General features: G+C 48.2%; 9 protein-coding genes. 3 read left to right on the top strand and 6 right to left on the bottom strand.

Annotated features, from left to right (window positions below):
- The first annotated feature begins 70 nt into the window (after positions 1-70).
- Positions 71-613, top strand: coding sequence for a rubrerythrin (gene rbr / locus ONT08_RS12850; protein WP_022121054.1), 543 nt, complete (start codon positions 71-73; stop codon positions 611-613).
- A gap of 81 nt (positions 614-694) precedes the next feature.
- Here rbr and mutY read toward each other — a convergent pair whose 3' ends face one another.
- Genes mutY through ONT08_RS12830 form a run of 4 tightly spaced genes read right to left on the bottom strand, consistent with a single transcriptional unit; the run spans position 695 to position 4779 of the window.
- Positions 695-1735 (bottom strand): A/G-specific adenine glycosylase, encoded by a 1041-nt coding sequence (gene mutY / locus ONT08_RS12845; RefSeq protein WP_264960129.1) that lies wholly within the window; start codon positions 1733-1735, stop codon positions 695-697.
- Between the two features lie 35 nt (positions 1736-1770).
- A complete protein-coding gene (locus ONT08_RS12840; RefSeq protein WP_264960128.1) occupies positions 1771-3024 on the bottom strand; it encodes a mechanosensitive ion channel family protein in 1254 nt (417 codons plus the stop codon).
- Positions 3025-3063: 39 nt separating this feature from the next.
- Positions 3064-4344 carry a D-alanyl-D-alanine carboxypeptidase/D-alanyl-D-alanine endopeptidase gene (gene dacB, locus ONT08_RS12835; protein ID WP_264960127.1) on the bottom strand — a complete coding sequence of 427 codons (1281 nt, stop codon included), beginning with the start codon at positions 4342-4344 and terminating at the stop codon, positions 3064-3066.
- 30 nt (positions 4345-4374) lie between these two features.
- Entirely contained in the window at positions 4375-4779 is a 405-nt protein-coding gene (locus ONT08_RS12830; RefSeq protein ID WP_217326362.1) for a PH domain-containing protein, read from the bottom strand.
- 233 nt (positions 4780-5012) lie between these two features.
- Between ONT08_RS12830 and nadB the strand changes: the two genes are divergently transcribed.
- Positions 5013-6602, top strand: a complete 1590-nt coding sequence (nadB, locus tag ONT08_RS12825) for an L-aspartate oxidase (RefSeq protein ID WP_117587105.1) — start codon at positions 5013-5015, stop codon at positions 6600-6602.
- Positions 6603-6726: 124 nt separating this feature from the next.
- Here nadB and sprA read toward each other — a convergent pair whose 3' ends face one another.
- Together sprA and ruvA are read right to left on the bottom strand one after the other, a co-directional pair.
- Positions 6727-14265, bottom strand: a complete 7539-nt coding sequence (gene sprA / locus ONT08_RS12820; RefSeq protein ID WP_264960126.1) for a cell surface protein SprA — start codon at positions 14263-14265, stop codon at positions 6727-6729.
- An 18-nt stretch (positions 14266-14283) separates the two neighbouring features.
- The gene (gene ruvA, locus ONT08_RS12815; protein WP_117587104.1) at positions 14284-14898 is read right to left on the bottom strand and encodes a Holliday junction branch migration protein RuvA; all 615 of its coding nucleotides are present in this window, start codon (positions 14896-14898) and stop codon (positions 14284-14286) included.
- Between the two features lie 460 nt (positions 14899-15358).
- Between ruvA and ONT08_RS12810 the strand changes: the two genes are divergently transcribed.
- On the top strand, positions 15359-16258 hold the full coding sequence (locus tag ONT08_RS12810; protein WP_264960125.1) for a diaminopimelate dehydrogenase: 900 nt from the start codon (positions 15359-15361) through the stop codon (positions 16256-16258).
- Positions 16259-16747 lie beyond the last annotated feature (489 nt).

Below are 16747 nucleotides of genomic sequence, written 5' to 3'. Positions count from 1 at the left end.
TTGAAATATTTTCAATATCTTTGCACAAGATTTAATAAAGAACATATTAACATTATAAAAAATAGACATTATGAAGGAATTAAAAGGAACAAAAACAGAGAAGAACCTCCAGGAGGCATTCGCTGGTGAGTCACAGGCTCGTAACAAATATACCTATTTTGCAAGCAAGGCAAAGAAGGACGGTTTTGTACAGATAGCCAACATCTTTGAGGAGACAGCTGCTAACGAGAAGGAGCACGCTAAGTTGTGGTTCAAGTATCTGGAGGGCGGTGCTATCCAGGATACAGAGAAGAACCTGGAAGCTGCTGCCAATGGTGAGCACGATGAGTGGACCGATATGTATCCACGCATGGCAAAGGAGGCTCGCGAAGAAGGTTTCGAAGAGATTGCAGCTAAGTTTGAGATGGTTGCTGAAATCGAGAAGCACCACGAGGAGCGTTATCGTAAGCTTTTGAAGAACGTACAGGACAAGCTCGTCTTCTCTCGTGACGGCGACTGCATCTGGCAGTGCTCTAACTGCGGACATATCGTAGTAGGCAAGCAGGCTCCTGAGGTTTGCCCAGTCTGCAACCACCCACAGAGCTACTTCCAGATTGAAGCACAGAATTACTAATTCTTGCTTGAGACGAAATATCTAACAGAACATATATAAATAAGAGAGGGTGTGTCATGGCTTTATGACACACCCTCTTTTTTATGATTTAGCTTGAACCATTTCCAACATGATTTCTATCAACCTTGGAACACCATACTGTTCTATCTCGTCCTCTTTCACCCAGATATAATCATCAGGGAGCAGGGGGCGAGTTTCTGTTTCCTGCAGATAGAAGTCGGCAAGGAGGATGCGATGGGTAAGTACATGCTTCACATCCTTAGCCAGGAGAAGAGGACTATGGACAAAGGCAGGCAGTTGCAAAGCATCAGATGCGTTATATGGTTCCCACAATCCTTGCCAGATATCACCCTCACCGCGACGGTGGATAGCCACTTCGCCTTTACACCTTATATATATATAGGAGAGATGGCGCGTTTTCACCTTCAGTGTCTTGTTCTTCACCGGCAACTCCTCTACCCTTCCTGTTCTCAAAGCCTCACAGGTTTCGGCAAGCGGACAGACAAGACACTTCGGAGATTGGGGAGTACACTGGATAGCTCCGAAATCCATCATGCCCTGGTTATAGGCAGCAACAAGCGATAATGCAATATCAGAAAGTTGCTGAGCAGACGAAGCAGGCAAGAGTGATTGAGCCAACGCAGCAAACTCTTTTTTCCCCTGCGTTGAGTTGATAGGAGTATCTATTCCGAAGTAACGAGAAAGAACCCGGTACACATTGCCATCTACTACTGCCGCCGGAATATCAAAGGCAAAAGAACCGATGGCTGCTGCAGTATAATCGCCCACCCCTTTCAGGGCTTTGATACCTTCAAGCGTATCAGGAAAATGACCGAGCACCACAATCTGTTTGGCAGCAGCATGAAGGTTGCGGGCTCGCGAGTAATACCCCAATCCCTGCCAGAGTTTCAAGACATCATCCTCGCTGGCAGCAGCCAAGTCTTCAACCTTGGGATAGGTCTTCATGAACCGCTCCCAATATTCCCATCCCTGTGCGATGCGGGTTTGCTGAAGGATGATTTCGCTCAGCCAGATGGCATAAGGATCCTTGGTTTCGCGCCAAGGCAAATCCCTACCATACTCACGAAACCAACGGATAATGACAGCCGAAAAACTATTCATAAAATTCAATGTTCAAATCTCAATGTTCAAAGTAATTACTGTTCCGGATATTGCTCATAAATCTTCAGTCCGAACTCATTCGCCAAGGCATAGGCATGCTCCATGATATCGGCGAGGATATGCTCGTAATTTACCCATACCTTATCCTTGATGAAGAAATAGAACTCGATAGGAAGACCGCATTGTGTGGCTTCCATGTGACGCACCATCAACGTGAGATCAGTATTAACCTCCGGACGCTGGCGCAGATACTTCTCCATGAATTTACGGTAAAGCTGGAGATTGGTAGGGGCAAGGGCTGCAGGATTCTTTAAATCCTCAATATCCTTCCCTTCTTGTATATCTTTATCTATCGCCTTCTGCAACGACTCCTTCAACTTAAACGAATCTTCGGTGGCGAAATGCTTGGCAAGCAGAGTGCATTTAAATGTCTCGTCTACCAGACGGACACTGCGGAAATCGAAGTAAACCACGCGCTTCACTCTTCGTCCACCACTCTTCTGCATACCAATCCAGTTCTGAAACGAACCATTCACCAGGGTAATAGGCGAAATGGTAACGATGGTGTTATCAAAGTTGCGCACCTTCACGGTCGTGAGTGACATATCCTCAACGATACCATTGGCATCTACCGACTTCACCGTAATCCAGTCGCCTTTATGCAACATATCATTGCTGGTAAGACGCACACCAGCCACCAATCCCGTGATGGTATCCTTAAAGACCAGCATCAGGACAGCCGAGGTAGCACCCAAACCGGCAAAGAGAGTCATCGGGTTCTTGCCCAACAGGATGGCAACTACCACCACAGCAGCCACGAAGAGCATCAATACCCTGAGAACACCGCAGAAAGTATGGAAATACTGCTGAGCCGACGAGCGTCGCTCCTGAGAATCCTCCAGTCCTTTGAAAGACCCGATAAAGACCAGAGCCGTACGCACCGACATCACCACGATATAAATGCCCGTAGCCCGCTCCAATATCTCCTTGAATATCGGATATTCCAGATAAATCAGTGGCATGAGCGACCATATCACCACAGCCGGCACAATATGGCAAGCCGAGGTGAGCACCTTCTTGTTCAGCAGCACATCATCCCAAGTGATGTCCGTCTTATCAGTAATCTTACTGATGAGCGGAACTAGTATCTTGCGACAAAGAAAATCGCTCAGTATCGCCAAGAGAATGGCAGTAATGGTGAGCAAGATATGGCGCAGCATGGGCACAAAATCACCGGTGACTCCTGCCCATGTAATCATTTCATCTACAAACTTACGAATTTCCTCCATAAAACTATTAACTATCAACTATAAACTATCAACTAACGCTCACGGTTGGCAGAGCAAAGTACATACTTTATCTGCAAAGTGTCTGGCATTATTGCCATGCATGATACCATTGTTGATGATTGCGAAACAGAGTTCATGACCATTGGCTGCGGTACAGTAACCCGCCAATGAGATGATGCCCGTCAGCGTACCCGTCTTCGCTTTCACATTGCCATGCACAAAACTGTTCTTCATACGTTTCTTCAATGTACCATCTACCCCACCGATAGGCAGCGAATGCTTCAGATGGTCCATGATATTACCGTTGAGATAAGCATAACGCAGCAGTTTCACCTCCAGTTCGGCACTGAGATAATTATAGAGCGAAAGTCCCGAGCCGTCAGCCAGTTTATATCTTGCCGGATTGAGTCCTATCTTACGGATAAGCTGTCTTTCCACATTTCGGGCACTCTTGGCACTCGCCCATTTATTGCCCGTAGAAGCCGCAATCTGATAATACATGCTCTCGGCATAGAGATTATCACTCTCCTTCATCATCTTGTGCAGAATCTGATCCATCGTATGGAATCGGGTACAGACCGTAAAGGCACTCGCAGGACAAGTCTTCTCTGAAGCCCCAAAGCAGGAATATTCGATGCCTTCCTCACGGAGCTTGGCAAGAAACTTATCCATAAAGATGTCCTTGCGCTGGAATACCAGTGGCGAAAGCACCGGATTGTCATCATCCCAGCACCAGCCTTCACCCAACAGGTCGGCATCCTTCAAAGAGCGGTCGGCATAGATGCTGCCACGGATGGTGTCAACACCCATTTCCTTCAGACTATTGACAAATGCCGACATATCATCGCTGTTGAAACGGGGATCCATACCGCCTATACAATAGATATTCCCCGTCAACACCCCATTCTCAATAGTACCGGTATATTTCAGAGTGGTTTTAAACTGGTAAGAACCGCCCAACTTATCGAGCGCCGTAATGGCAGTCAGGAGTTTCATCGTACTTGCCGGACGCATCAGCTGTCGTTCATTTCTCTGATAGATACAAGAGTCAGCAGACAGGTCCCAGACCATCAGTCCTACCTGTGATGTTTCGAACATCTTGCTCTCAAGGAGTTTATCAATACCCACCTTCACCGATTCTGGCCAAGGCAATTTCTGCGCCAGCGTATCCGCTGCCAGGGAGTCAACGAGTGTAGAGTCGGAAACATCCTCCTCATCAACCGTTTCTATTCCCTCATCTTCAATCACATTCTGGGCCTGCACCGGTACGGATATCCATACCATCATCAGACCCAACATCATATATATTATCTTTTTCATCACAATCAGTTCACCTGAACTTAAAAGAAATTATTTATTTTTGATTCTCTCCATAAATGCCTCTTCATTATCCGGCTGAACGGTCACTATATTCTTATGCCCGTATTCGATGACCACACAATGGTCTAATCCGAAGAAAGTCTTGGCGATGTGTACATCAGTGACATCACATAGCGGCACATTTCTGTTGGAAGAGAACCTGCCCTCATTGATGATAAGATATTCCATCTCCTCATCCAGGTCTATCGGTTTTACCATCTTGAAGGTATAGGTTGTATTCAGTATGCGCTCTATCATGCCCACGATGATGATAGCCACAAAGATGCCGATGATAGCCAGTTTGACCCAGAAGAAGTAGAGAGCCAGGATTGCGAACACCGCCACACCGATACGTGCCGTCAGCGTAAAGCGCTTATGAAAAGTTCTATCTGCCATAACTTTGATTTATTACCTTATATTATTGTCGTTTTTACGACCTTTTGATAGTCTAAAAGACTATATAACCTTAAATTTCGCTGCAAAATTACAAAAAATCCCTCTCTTATTACTCATTTTAAAGATTAATTATTACTTTTGCAACGAATTAAGAATTAATTCTGAGAGAATGGGGCTGTTTTATAGATAAAAACACCTGTTCTTAAAATTGAAATTAGATAAGAATAAACTCAATGGTTTATAAGTATGATTTTCTGATTATCGGCTCAGGAGTTGCCGGTATGAGTTACGCCCTGAAAGTAGCCAGAGCGCATAAAGGTAAGGTGTGTATGATTTGCAAGACCTCGCTCGACGAGGCTAACACGTCATTCGCACAAGGTGGTGTGGCGTCAGTTACCAACTTGGAAGTGGATAACTTCGACAAGCACATACAGGATACAATGATTGCTGGTGATTATATCAGCGATTATAAAGCAGTGAAGCAGGTTGTCACCATGGCACCGGAGCAGATTCAAGAGCTCGTGCAGTGGGGCGTCAACTTCGATAAGCAGCAGGACGGCAAGTTCGACCTACACCGTGAGGGCGGTCACAGCGAGTTCCGCATCCTTCATCATGCCGATGATACGGGTGCAGAAATCCAGCGCGGTCTGATGGAGGCTGTGCGCAACTGTCCGGATATCGATATCAAGGAAAATCATTTCGCCGTGGAGATTATCACTCAGCACCACTTGGGTGCCCGTGTTACTCGCCGCACTCCTTATATCAACTGTTACGGTGCATACGTATTGAATCCTGATACCCAGAAGGTGGATACCTATCTGAGCAAAGTAACCGTGATGTGTACCGGCGGATGTGGTGCCGTTTATCAGACTACCACCAACCCTGTCATCGCTACGGGTGATGGCGAGGCGATGGTTTATCGCGCCAAGGGTACCGTGGCCGACATGGAGTTCGTTCAGTTCCACCCTACAGCCCTCTATCATCCAGGCGAGACTCATCCAGCCTTCCTCATCACCGAGGCGATGCGTGGATACGGTGGCATCTTGCGTCTGCCTAACGGTGAGAGCTTTATGGAGAAATATGATGAGCGCCTGAGTTTGGCTCCTCGCGACATCGTGGCCCGTGCCATCGATAAGGAGATGAAGATTCACGGATTGGATCATGTCTGCCTGGATGTAACCCATAAGAATCCGGAGGAGACCAAGCGTCACTTCCCTAACATCTATGCCAAGTGCCTCAGCATCGGCATCGACATCACCAAGGATTACATCCCAGTTCGTCCTGCCGCTCACTACATGTGTGGTGGTATCAAGGTAGATTTGAACGGCTGCTCCAGCATCAACCGTCTCTATGCTCTCGGCGAGTGTTCATGCACCGGTCTGCATGGCGGTAACCGTCTTGCCAGCAACTCGCTCATAGAGGCTGTGGTTTATGCCGAGACTGCTGCCAAGCACAGTATTGAACATGTAGATGAGTACGACTTCAACGAGAAGGTACCAGCATGGAACGATGAAGGTACTTTGACCAACGAAGAGAAGGTGCTGATTACACAGAGCGTGAAAGAGGTTGGCGAATGCATGAGCAACTATGTAGGCATCGTGCGCAGTGACCTCCGTCTGAAGCGAGCATGGGACCGTCTCGATCTTCTCTACGAAGAGACCGAGAATCTCTTCAAGCGTGTAAAGGTAAGCAAGGAACTCTGCGAGCTCCGCAACATGATTAACGTGGGTTATCTCATCACCCGCATGGCGATAGAGCGCAAGGAGAGCCGTGGTCTCCACTATACCATCGACTACCCTGTTCATGCTTACGACAAGGAGTAATCAAGAATTATCAGAATATTAAAAAGCTCGGATGCATCACAAGCATCCGAGCTTTTTTTATTTTCAAGAATTTGAGAATTAGAGAATTTTTCTTTCTACCTATTGGTTCTGGTGAATTTTCTTTTTATCTCGTCAGCGAGAACTTGATGCTCAGACCGAAATCCTGCGTTGTGGTAGGATAACTGCTGCTCGACAGGAGCGGTGTGTTAGTCTGACGGTCATAATAGAAACTCATGGTAAGGAGTTTGCTGAAGGTATAATCGGCAGAGAAACTCAGTTTCAGAGCATTGTTGCCGCTGCTGGCACTGCTTACCATTGAGGCAATATCACGAACGATGGCTGCCTGCTTGCGGAAACTGAAGTCAAGACGTAGATTCAGATCATGGTTGGTACCATTCTGAACCGTCTTGGTGGTCGGCGCATTCTTATTGGCTGCATTCTTGTTGCCGCCCTTCGACTTGGAACGGGAGGCTTTGGCGCCCCAGCCGAAAACATCGAAGTTGTTGATGCGGTAACCCATACCGATTACCCAGTCCTTACTCAATGCCTCGTTCAGCTGCACACTCGTCATACTGAGGTTCAATACACGGGTCTGGCGATATTCAGCCTTCACCGTCATATTATTGTTGAATGTGACATCCATACCCAATAATGGCGAGAACGACTCGTTGATACTTACCTGCGAGATGTTGAACATGCTGCTTGGCGACGGATTACCCGTAGTGGCATCACTCACGAATCCGAGACCGTTCATATACTCCTGGAAGGTGCTGTAACTGTTATAGCTGCCAACCGCAAAGACGCTTTTGTAAGAGTGGTTGATGTTGATACTCTTGAAGTGCTCGTTGAACCAAGGCAGACGTCCCAGTCCACTATAACGGATGGTCCAGTTTGGCAACATCCGGCTCAATGCCGGGAATACCGAGAGCGAATTGCCGCCCATCGAGGTATAAGCCTTGAGGAAGGCAGGAATCATGACATCGCTGCTATACTGGTTAACCGGCGTGCGGGAAGCATCAAACTTGCCGCCAGCCAGAGCCGAACCAGCCGGATAAACAGTTCCGGCATACTGCGCCTCTACCCTATCTCTGAAACCAGCTAGCGAGTTGACAAACTTCTCGAAGGTCTTGCTGCGATACCCCGAATTGGCATTGCCCATTCCCTCGAAAGCCGAACCCAGCGAGATGGTAGTCATCTGGAAGGCTCCACTCTGGGTGGTTGGCGTTCCTTCATACATATACTGTATGCTCTTCTGCGTGGTCTTTGTGCGTGTGGCAGAGAGATCTATCTTGAAATCCTTGACAGGCTCCAGGGTGGCACGCAACGTAAGATTATCCGTTCTGCTGGTAGTAGCAGGTGTTGCGATACTGTCGTTGCAGAGCAGCCAGTCGTTGTTTCTAGCCTTCTCGATATAATCGTCGCCAACCATACCGAAGGCGAAGTCAAGACCCGGTGCCATCTGTCCCACCTTCTTCTGTCCGAAGGCATCACCCACACTAGGCAAGAAGCCCGGCAGGGTGAGCTGATAGCTGCTGCGATAGTTGATGCTTACGTTGCGCACCATCATTGCCAGACGACTAGCCAACTGCAATCCCTTATACCATTTCTTATCATCAAGCGGTTCCTTAGCCAGTACGGAGAGTTTCACCTTCATGGCAGTATCTACCTTTGAGATAATTCTGATCTGGTTATTATCCACCTTTTTATATTTAAGCGGGAACACTTTGCCGTCTTCCGTCTTGGCATTCACAATCAGTCGCTTGGTATTCTTGCCGTGGCGTATCTTGAATGTAGTATCAGGCAGGAGGGTGATTTCCCGTTCGAAGGCACGCTTGTTCTTAGGCAGCGCCTTCTTCGGATCAGCCGCCTGTTCCTTTGCTTCCTGCTTCTTTTTCTTTTTTTCCTGCTTCTTGCGCTGCATCTGTGCCCTACTCTGGGTACGGTCAAACTTATCGTTTACCTTCTTCAGGAAAGGCACATGGTTGTAGAGTTTCACCAGGTTGAAGTTTCCGTTCAATGTCAGTTCGCGCTGGGTATTGATGGTGTTTCCATACGAGTTGTCCTCCTCATCCTCTGTACCGCGCTCCCAAGAATAGTTGGCATTGTAAGAGGCATCGCTGTTCACCCAGTCGAAGACAGGCAGCAGATTGAGAGGCACCTTGTAGGATGCCTGGAAATTCTGACTGTAGTCGAGCGGTGCACCCCAGTGGCGGATGCTGGTCCATACGGAGTCCTTCCAGGCATGATACTGGTCGGCATAAAGATCCTTGTTGACCGGTGTATATGGTTCCTCTATCTGTGCATGGGTAGCACTCTGGAAGTTCATATGCAGGTTCTTGGTCAGATCCCAGTTGATGGAGAACTCACGGTTCCAGAGGAACTGTTCACTGAAGGTGAGCGGCAACTTGGAGTCTACTCCGGCAGCTCCACTCATCAGGGTTTCCATATCGCGCTCCTGCAACTCATAGTAGTCGCGCGTCATCTCGGTATTGAAGGCTATGTTCTGCGGCAGCCAGTTCAGTCCGAAACGTTTCAGTATGTCGAGCCACTTGCTCTTGTTCTTCAGTCCCTTGAATGGTTCCCATGCCTTATAAACCGGGCTCCACGAATAATCCAGGGCTCCGCGCCAGTTGTCCTTGCGCTCATACATCGTCGTTTCACCCGTAGTATACTGATGCTGATGACTGTAGGTGAATGAGAAGTTAGCTGGATCGTATGGCATCGGATGTCGCTTGGTAGCTATACCCACCCGGGCATTCGAGATGGAGAAGTTGGTCTGCGTAATCTTGGTGGCAGCGATATTCTCGATAGAATCGCGCTCGTGCTTGGAGCCGGCGGCATCGAGGGCATCCTTCAACTCCATATCGGTATCCAGCGGATTATACTTAGGAGTGGTCTTCTCCTTGGTAATACTATAATATAAAGGTATGCTCACCTTCGCCTTGTCAGGGAAGAACTTACCCATTTCGAGCGATGTGGTCACACTGTAGGTACCGTAATTATCGGTAGTGCGACTTGCCACGCCATCTTCCAGGCCGCCGAATCCCTCGCTGATGTATCTGCCGGTGGCATTCACGCTACCCAGATCGGAGAGTTGTACGTTGAGGTTGGCATTGGCAGCCCAACCACCCGAATTATTATGTTCCTTGAGTCGGAGTTCGTTTATCCATACCTCACCACTCTTGATGTCGGCAGAATTGTTTCTCACACCCAGCATCATGGTCTTCACCTCGCCGAGACTCGGATTACCCACGATGGTAATCTTATTCTGCGGATGTTCTGCGTCCATCATAGAATAAGGAGCGAGATAAGAAGCCACACCCTGTGCCTTCGCCTTGTTACGGTTTTTCTTCAATGCCGTAAAGACGCTCAGCGGCACATCGAGCATATTCTCCTCAGGCCATACCGCCTTACAGTCGGCAAGCACATAGCGGTTGTAGTTGGAGCGTGGCTCGGTGAGTTTCAGCGGGATTTCATACTCGTAGTAATTATTCTTGTAATCGCTACCCAGACGGATGAAGACTGAGAGATCACCATCCTGCAGACGGGTGGTATTCTGCTCAAATGCATTGGCATGGGCAAACATCTGGATGCGCTTGTACTGGCGCAGATCAAGGGTAGAATTCTTATAAACCGCCTTCGCCTCGCCTGTGCTCATATTCTTGACCACCAGACTCAACGCCTGCTCGTTCGCCTCAACCAACTGAGGCTGACTAGGATCCTGTTCGCGCCTGATACCCGGAGGCAAGACATAGTTGACCGGTGTCTTCTCGCCGTTCTCTTCCAGACTCACGCTGCTTGCGTCGAGGGTTCCGCCACTGGCTGCGCCGAGCGGCTGATCATAGGTACGCCACTTGCCCATCACGAGGTCGAAGGTACCGAAACGCAGCACGATAGGTTTCTTGAAACCGGTGAGGAACATACGCATGAAGCGGATGCTGGAGAAATCGTTGATGTTGCCCTGACGGCTCTCAAACTCATCGATAGGTATGCGGAACTGATACCAGGTAACGGTAGACTTGGTATTATCACGCCAGGTCTGGCTGTATTCACGCTTATCTACAATATGATTGTTACCCACCACGAGATCTTCCGGACGGATGCTGACACGATACTGGAAGTATTTCTCATATTCGTTGAGCGTATAATCCTGGTTGATATCCTCGACATCCGGCGTTGACTTATAAGAAGTATCATAGCTCTCAGAACGGCTGTCGCTGTCAGGCGAGTTGCCCTGAGGATTGTTGATATACTTATATCTCTGCAAGATAGGAGCACGCATCTCATCCCAGTCGGAACCGCGGAAATAGTGGTAGTCATCACGTGCCGGATCGGCAAAGATACTGTCGAACACCGCCTGGTTCACCTTGCCCTGAATCTGGTCGAGATAAGCACTCTTGTAGAATTCCTGCTCCTCGGCATCAGTCAGTCCGTTGAAACCCACATCCTGCAAGGCTCTGCTGCCACTGGTGGTAGCAAAGGCATAGGTCACGGTGCTCTGGGTAGGAATCTTACCCCACTGGGTATAGGTGTAGCTCTTGCTGCCATCTACCGGCATGCCACTCTCATAGAATTTCTTGCCATCACGCAGGATATCCTCGCTCACCTCGCCCAAGTTGATGTAGAAATCGCCACCGTAATCGACAGCATCAGCCTCTTCGCGGGAATAGATGAACGGATCGAGCATCCAGAACTCGATGTATTCGATGTTTGCCTGCTCGAAATCGTTGGTATCCAGCTTACGCATCATTCCGCCCCAGTTGCGCTGCGGATTCTGCAGGGTTCCGTCTGCCTGCAAATCTGTTACATTGAAGTTGTATGGTCCCGGCTCACTTGGATAGTAAGCCAGATTGAGTACATTCAGGGTATTGGTAGCGCCCTGATAACTGCTCTGGTCGCGCAATGGGAAGAGTTCCTTGGTATAGACCTCGCGAACATAATGGTTACTCAACTGCTTGAGGTCGCCCTTGATATGTCCCGGAGTGAGCGAACTTCCACGGCGGGTGAACAGCGGATCGATGGTATACCAGGCTAGACGCGAACGGTGGAAGCCGCTGCTCAGACCGGTCTTATCGCTGTAATTGTCCTTGAAATTGAGCGAAGGCACACTGGATATAAACCAGGAGGTAGGAGTAGTTACATCGATGGTAGTCTTCGTACCCTCGAAGTCATCGATATAAGATGCATTGTCCTGTGTGCCGCCTGCCTCACCGGCAATAAGCTGGGCAAATTCTCCTGTAAAGGATATCTGCGATGGCTGGGTGAGGTGCAGGAATGGTATCTTGTCAAGCACATTGGTGAGCCACTGACTCTCCTTGCGCCAGTTGAGATTGATGCCCCAAAGGGTGTTCTTCAGCGGTTCGGAGCCCATGGATACCTTGGTAGTAAGCGCCTGTTCGGAGAGGTGCTGGATAGTACCGCTCAACTGGAAGTTCTTGGTAAAATCATACTCCCAGTTCAGTCCGAACATCGTTTTTCGGGTTTGTCCGAAATCGGTATTACTCTCCAGAGAAACGTTGACAGCCGTACCGGCATCGATGATGCTCTGGTTCAGGATGGTCACCTCACCGGCACTGTAATCTACCGAATAGTCGGTGCCCTCTTTCAGGGTGATACCGCCTGCCGTAACGACCACCGAGCCCTGTGGCACATTGTAGGCATCGAGCGAGATGACATTGGCTGCAGAGCCCTTGAACTGTCCCACAATCTGATACTTGTTCTTTTCGGCTATCTGCTTGGCTACGGTCTTCGTACTGTCATAAAGTTCGGTAAAGGCATACTTTTCTGCCTTGTCGGCAGCCACGCCCCGCTTGACCAGATAATCACGCATATAACTGCCGAAAGGCTCTACCTTCGGAATGAACACGCGTCCGTTAGAGATGGTATAGCCTTCTACATAATCGAAATATCCATTGCTGTGTGCCTTGTTGTTGTTATCCAGACGGTCGGCGCCCAGCACACGGATGATAGGCTGCTCCTTCACCTGCTGCTCAGGGATATAACTGAGATATACGCCGGTGGTATCGCTCTGGTATTTCACATCCAGGCGGAACTTCTCCTTCTCTACGGTAGAAGCCAGATAATAAACGTTCTTCATCATCAGCCCCCAGTTGCCCTGTCGCGGATTGTTACTGGTATTCTTGAGCGATTTCACGAAGAGTGCCTGCTTGGTATCGCTGAGATCGGATGCAAACTCGCCCACCTGATAGGTAACGCCTCCCGATGTATACTCATAAGCTACGGCAAGTACCTGGTCGGTCTGCAGACTGGTTTTCAATGAGATATAACCCAAGGCTGTATTGACTGTATACTCAGAAGAATTGAGCAGGCGGGCACTCTCCAGTTTCTCATAATCGGCTCCGCCAACCAGCCCGCCTCCATCGAGAGTGGTTGCAGCCTGGTCGATGTCACGGGCAGCAGCATACTGCCCCGTCATCGCCGCATACTCAGTATTCGCCTGGTTAGAAGGAACCTGTCCGCTCGCCACCCACATCGGGTTGCTCAGTTTCTGGTTCTCGCCCAGGTCGGTCAGGGCTACGATGTTTCGGGTATTGGTGGTATTGCCGGTTTTGTTGGTAACCCACACCTCCACACGGTTAATGGTGATGCCCGTGGTGAGATTAGGAAGTTTCTGCATCCAGGCATCATAATGATTTCTGAAATACTGGGAGAGGAAGAAGTGGCGGTTCTCCTCATAATCGGCTACATTCAACTCAAAAGGAGTGAGCTGCACACCGCCCCTGGTAGATACGCTCTTCGATGCACTCTTCTTCTGCGAAGCTACCATCTGCAGCTTGAGTTTGCCAAACTGCATATCGGTTCTAACACCAAACAGACTGCTGGCGCCTTTGATGAGCGAAGAGTTGGAAGGGAAGGAGACATTGCCCGCCTCAACGAGTTTGATGATTTCATCTTCCTTGCCGTCGTACTTCAGTTTCATGTTCTGTGCATCGAAATCGAAGGTGGCATCGGTATTGTAATTCAGGTTCATGTTCACCTTATCGCCCACCTTTCCGTTGACGTTGAGATTGATTTTCTCATCAAAATCCATCATCGTCGTCTTTCGGTTGCGGATAGGCAACGAAGGATTGTCGATGTTTTTCTTGTTGATACCGAACTTGAGTTCGGCAGAACCCTGTGTCTTCACTCTGATGCCACCAGGACCGAAGATTTTCTCGGCAGGTCCCAAGTCGAAGTGCATATCTGAGAAATCGAACTTCTCCTTGCCTTTTGCCTGGAAGATTTCATCGTTCTGCTTGCGGAAGTAGCTGTTGCGCTGCTGCTGTTCGGTCCATGCAAGATACTCTTTCGGAGTGAGCATGATAGGAGCCGAAAGCCAGGTTGAGCCCATGCGGTTGCCGATGATATAGCGGTCGAGGGTATCGTTGTAGACTACCTGATATTGCAGATTATCAGGACGTTTCAGGTCGAGCGGACTCTGATAGAGGTCGCTCAGGGAGTAAGGTTGGGTGCGCTGAATCTGCCAACGGGTATGCAGCAGCGAATCGGGAATGGTATCTTCATCGAGCTGCACGGGCTGGGCTGTGCTGGTATGGGTTTTCTTTTTATCGTCCTGAAGTTGAGGCAAAGCTATCGCATAGCCGAAGGTTGCCACCATCAGCCAAGCCAATAGAAAAGATATGAATCTTTGCTTCTGTTTCATCGACAAAAAACTCCTAACTTATTTGATTTGCTTCAATGCCAGTTTCACAACCTGTTCTACGGGGAGATTAGGCTGTGCCTTGAGGATATCTACTACTACCTTGGCAGATGGTGCCGGCGAGAAGCCGAGCATGGTGAGGGCGCTTACCGCCTCATCCTTTACGTCATTGTTTACCATCACCACATTGCCTCCGCTGGCTGGCAGTTCGTCAGCGATGCCAAGGCTCACGATTTTATCTTTCAAGTCGATGATGATTCGCTGTGCTGTCTTCAAACCGATACCCTTCACGGTTTTCAGCATCTTGTCGTTACCAGTAGAGATGATTTCGCAGAGTTCGCGTGGCGAGAGCGAAGAGAGAATCATACGGGCCGTATTTCCGCCTACTCCTGAAACGGTGATGAGGAGGCGGTAGAGTTCACGTTCCTGTTTGGTAGCAAAGCCGAAAAGGGTGAAAGAGTCATCTCTTCCACCAGCCACCAGCACTTCGTGAACATAGAGTTTCACTTCCTGTTTGCCCTGAATGGCAGTATATGTATTGAGCGAAATATTGAGTCCGTAGCCCACCCCCGCTGTCTCAACAACAGCCAGCGCCGGTGTCAGCTCTGTCAGATCGCCATGAATATATTCTATCATTTTCTTTTTCTCCTAATTAAATTAATATATTAATAACGTGCGAAGGGCGGGATTATTGTAATAGAGTTCCATAAAATTACATCCCGACGTAGCATGTAATACGTCCCGACGCAGAGCCAGAGACGTCGGGACGCAGCAAAAGCTACGTCAGGACGTAATTCAAAGCACATCGGGAGATATCGGAAAGGGGATGTATGATGTTTCGCAACAAAATAACGAAACTGTAAGGCTCTTGCTACAGATACCTTACAAATCTCCGCTTATTCATACCTAAAAAATATGATTTTACTACTTTTTGCAACTTTTATGAGTTAAAATTCTATTAAAACGTCACGTATTTCAAGAAAAAGCTATACTTTTGCAACCGGAAATAGAATGAAGAGCGGAAAACATATCCGTTGGATGACTAAACCGCAACAAATAAAAGAAATTAAAACAACAAAATAAAAGAAATAAGACAATGAAGAAATTTAGAGCAGCCGTAGTAGGATACGGCAACATCGGTAAGTTTACTGTTGAGGCACTCGAAGCAGCTCCTGACTTTGAGATTGCAGGTATTGTACGTCGCCAGGGTACCAAGGACAAACCAGCTGAGTTGGTAAACTATGAAGTAGTAGATGACATCACCAAGTTGAAGGATGTAGATGTTGCTATCCTCGCAACCCCTACCCGCTCTTGCCCTGAGTATGCAGAGAAGATCGTTGCCCTCGGTATCAACACCGTAGACAGCTTCGATATCCACACCAGTATCCTCGACTACCGTACCAAGCAGATGGAAAACTGCAAGAAAGCTGGCAAGGTAAGCGTTATCTCTGCTGGTTGGGACCCAGGTTCTGATTCTATCGTACGTGTTCTGATGGAGAGCCTTGCTCCTAAGGGTTTGACATATACCAACTTCGGTCCTGGTATGAGTATGGGTCACTCAGTTTGTGTTCGTGGCAAGAAGGGCGTAAAGGAAGCGCTCTCTGTAACCATCCCATTGGGTGAGGGTATCCACCGCCGTATGGTATACGTAGAGTTGGAAGAAGGTGCCAAGCTTGAGGATGTAACAGCCGAAATCAAGGCAGATCCATACTTCGCTCATGATGAGACCCACGTATTCGCCGTAGCATCAGTAGATGATGTAAAGGATATGGGTCATGGTGTAAACCTCGTTCGCAAGGGTGTATCAGGCAAGACCCAGAACCAGCGTTTCGAGTTCAACATGAGCATCAACAACCCAGCCCTCACCGCTCAGGTATTGGTTAACGTGGCTCGTGCTTCATTCCGTCTGCAGCCAGGTTGCTACACCATGCCAGAGATTCCAGTTATCGATATGTTGCCAGGAACTCGTGAGGAAATCGTTGCAACACTCGTATAATTGGGAGTGAAGAACGAAGAGTGAAGAGTGAAGAATTCACTTGCATCACTATAATAAAACGGCTCGCAAGAAGTTTCGAATTCTTGCGAGCCTTTTCTATTTATTTCTTTCGAGTTTACTCATCCTCGTCTGTTGACCAGACAGTGATTTACAAGGAATTTTGTTTACATATACAACTATACGAACACCCCACAATTACACCTATCCGCGATTATCGGACAGTACAACTATACACATATCCGCGATTATCTCCAAGAAAAAGCCAGTTTTTTAATATCTTTTAATTTTAAGAATAAGATGATAACGATACGCAAGATCATAATATTGGTAATAGTATAAACATCATACTTTAAGTCCATAGATGCTTTGTTTTATAATCCATTGCAAGCATGTGAATTAGCTACAGAAGCCGTATCTATCGGCATGAAGAAGTAGATCTATTTAATAGTCGGCAGCCGCCAGCAAGGTTGCTGGCATATGGCAGCAGCA

Origin of the sequence: Segatella copri, from assembly GCF_026015465.1 — a bacterium.
Taxonomy (GTDB): domain Bacteria; phylum Bacteroidota; class Bacteroidia; order Bacteroidales; family Bacteroidaceae; genus Prevotella; species Prevotella copri_E.
The sequence above is the reverse complement of the archived record's forward strand: the minus strand, read 5'-3'. Positions and strand labels throughout refer to the sequence as shown.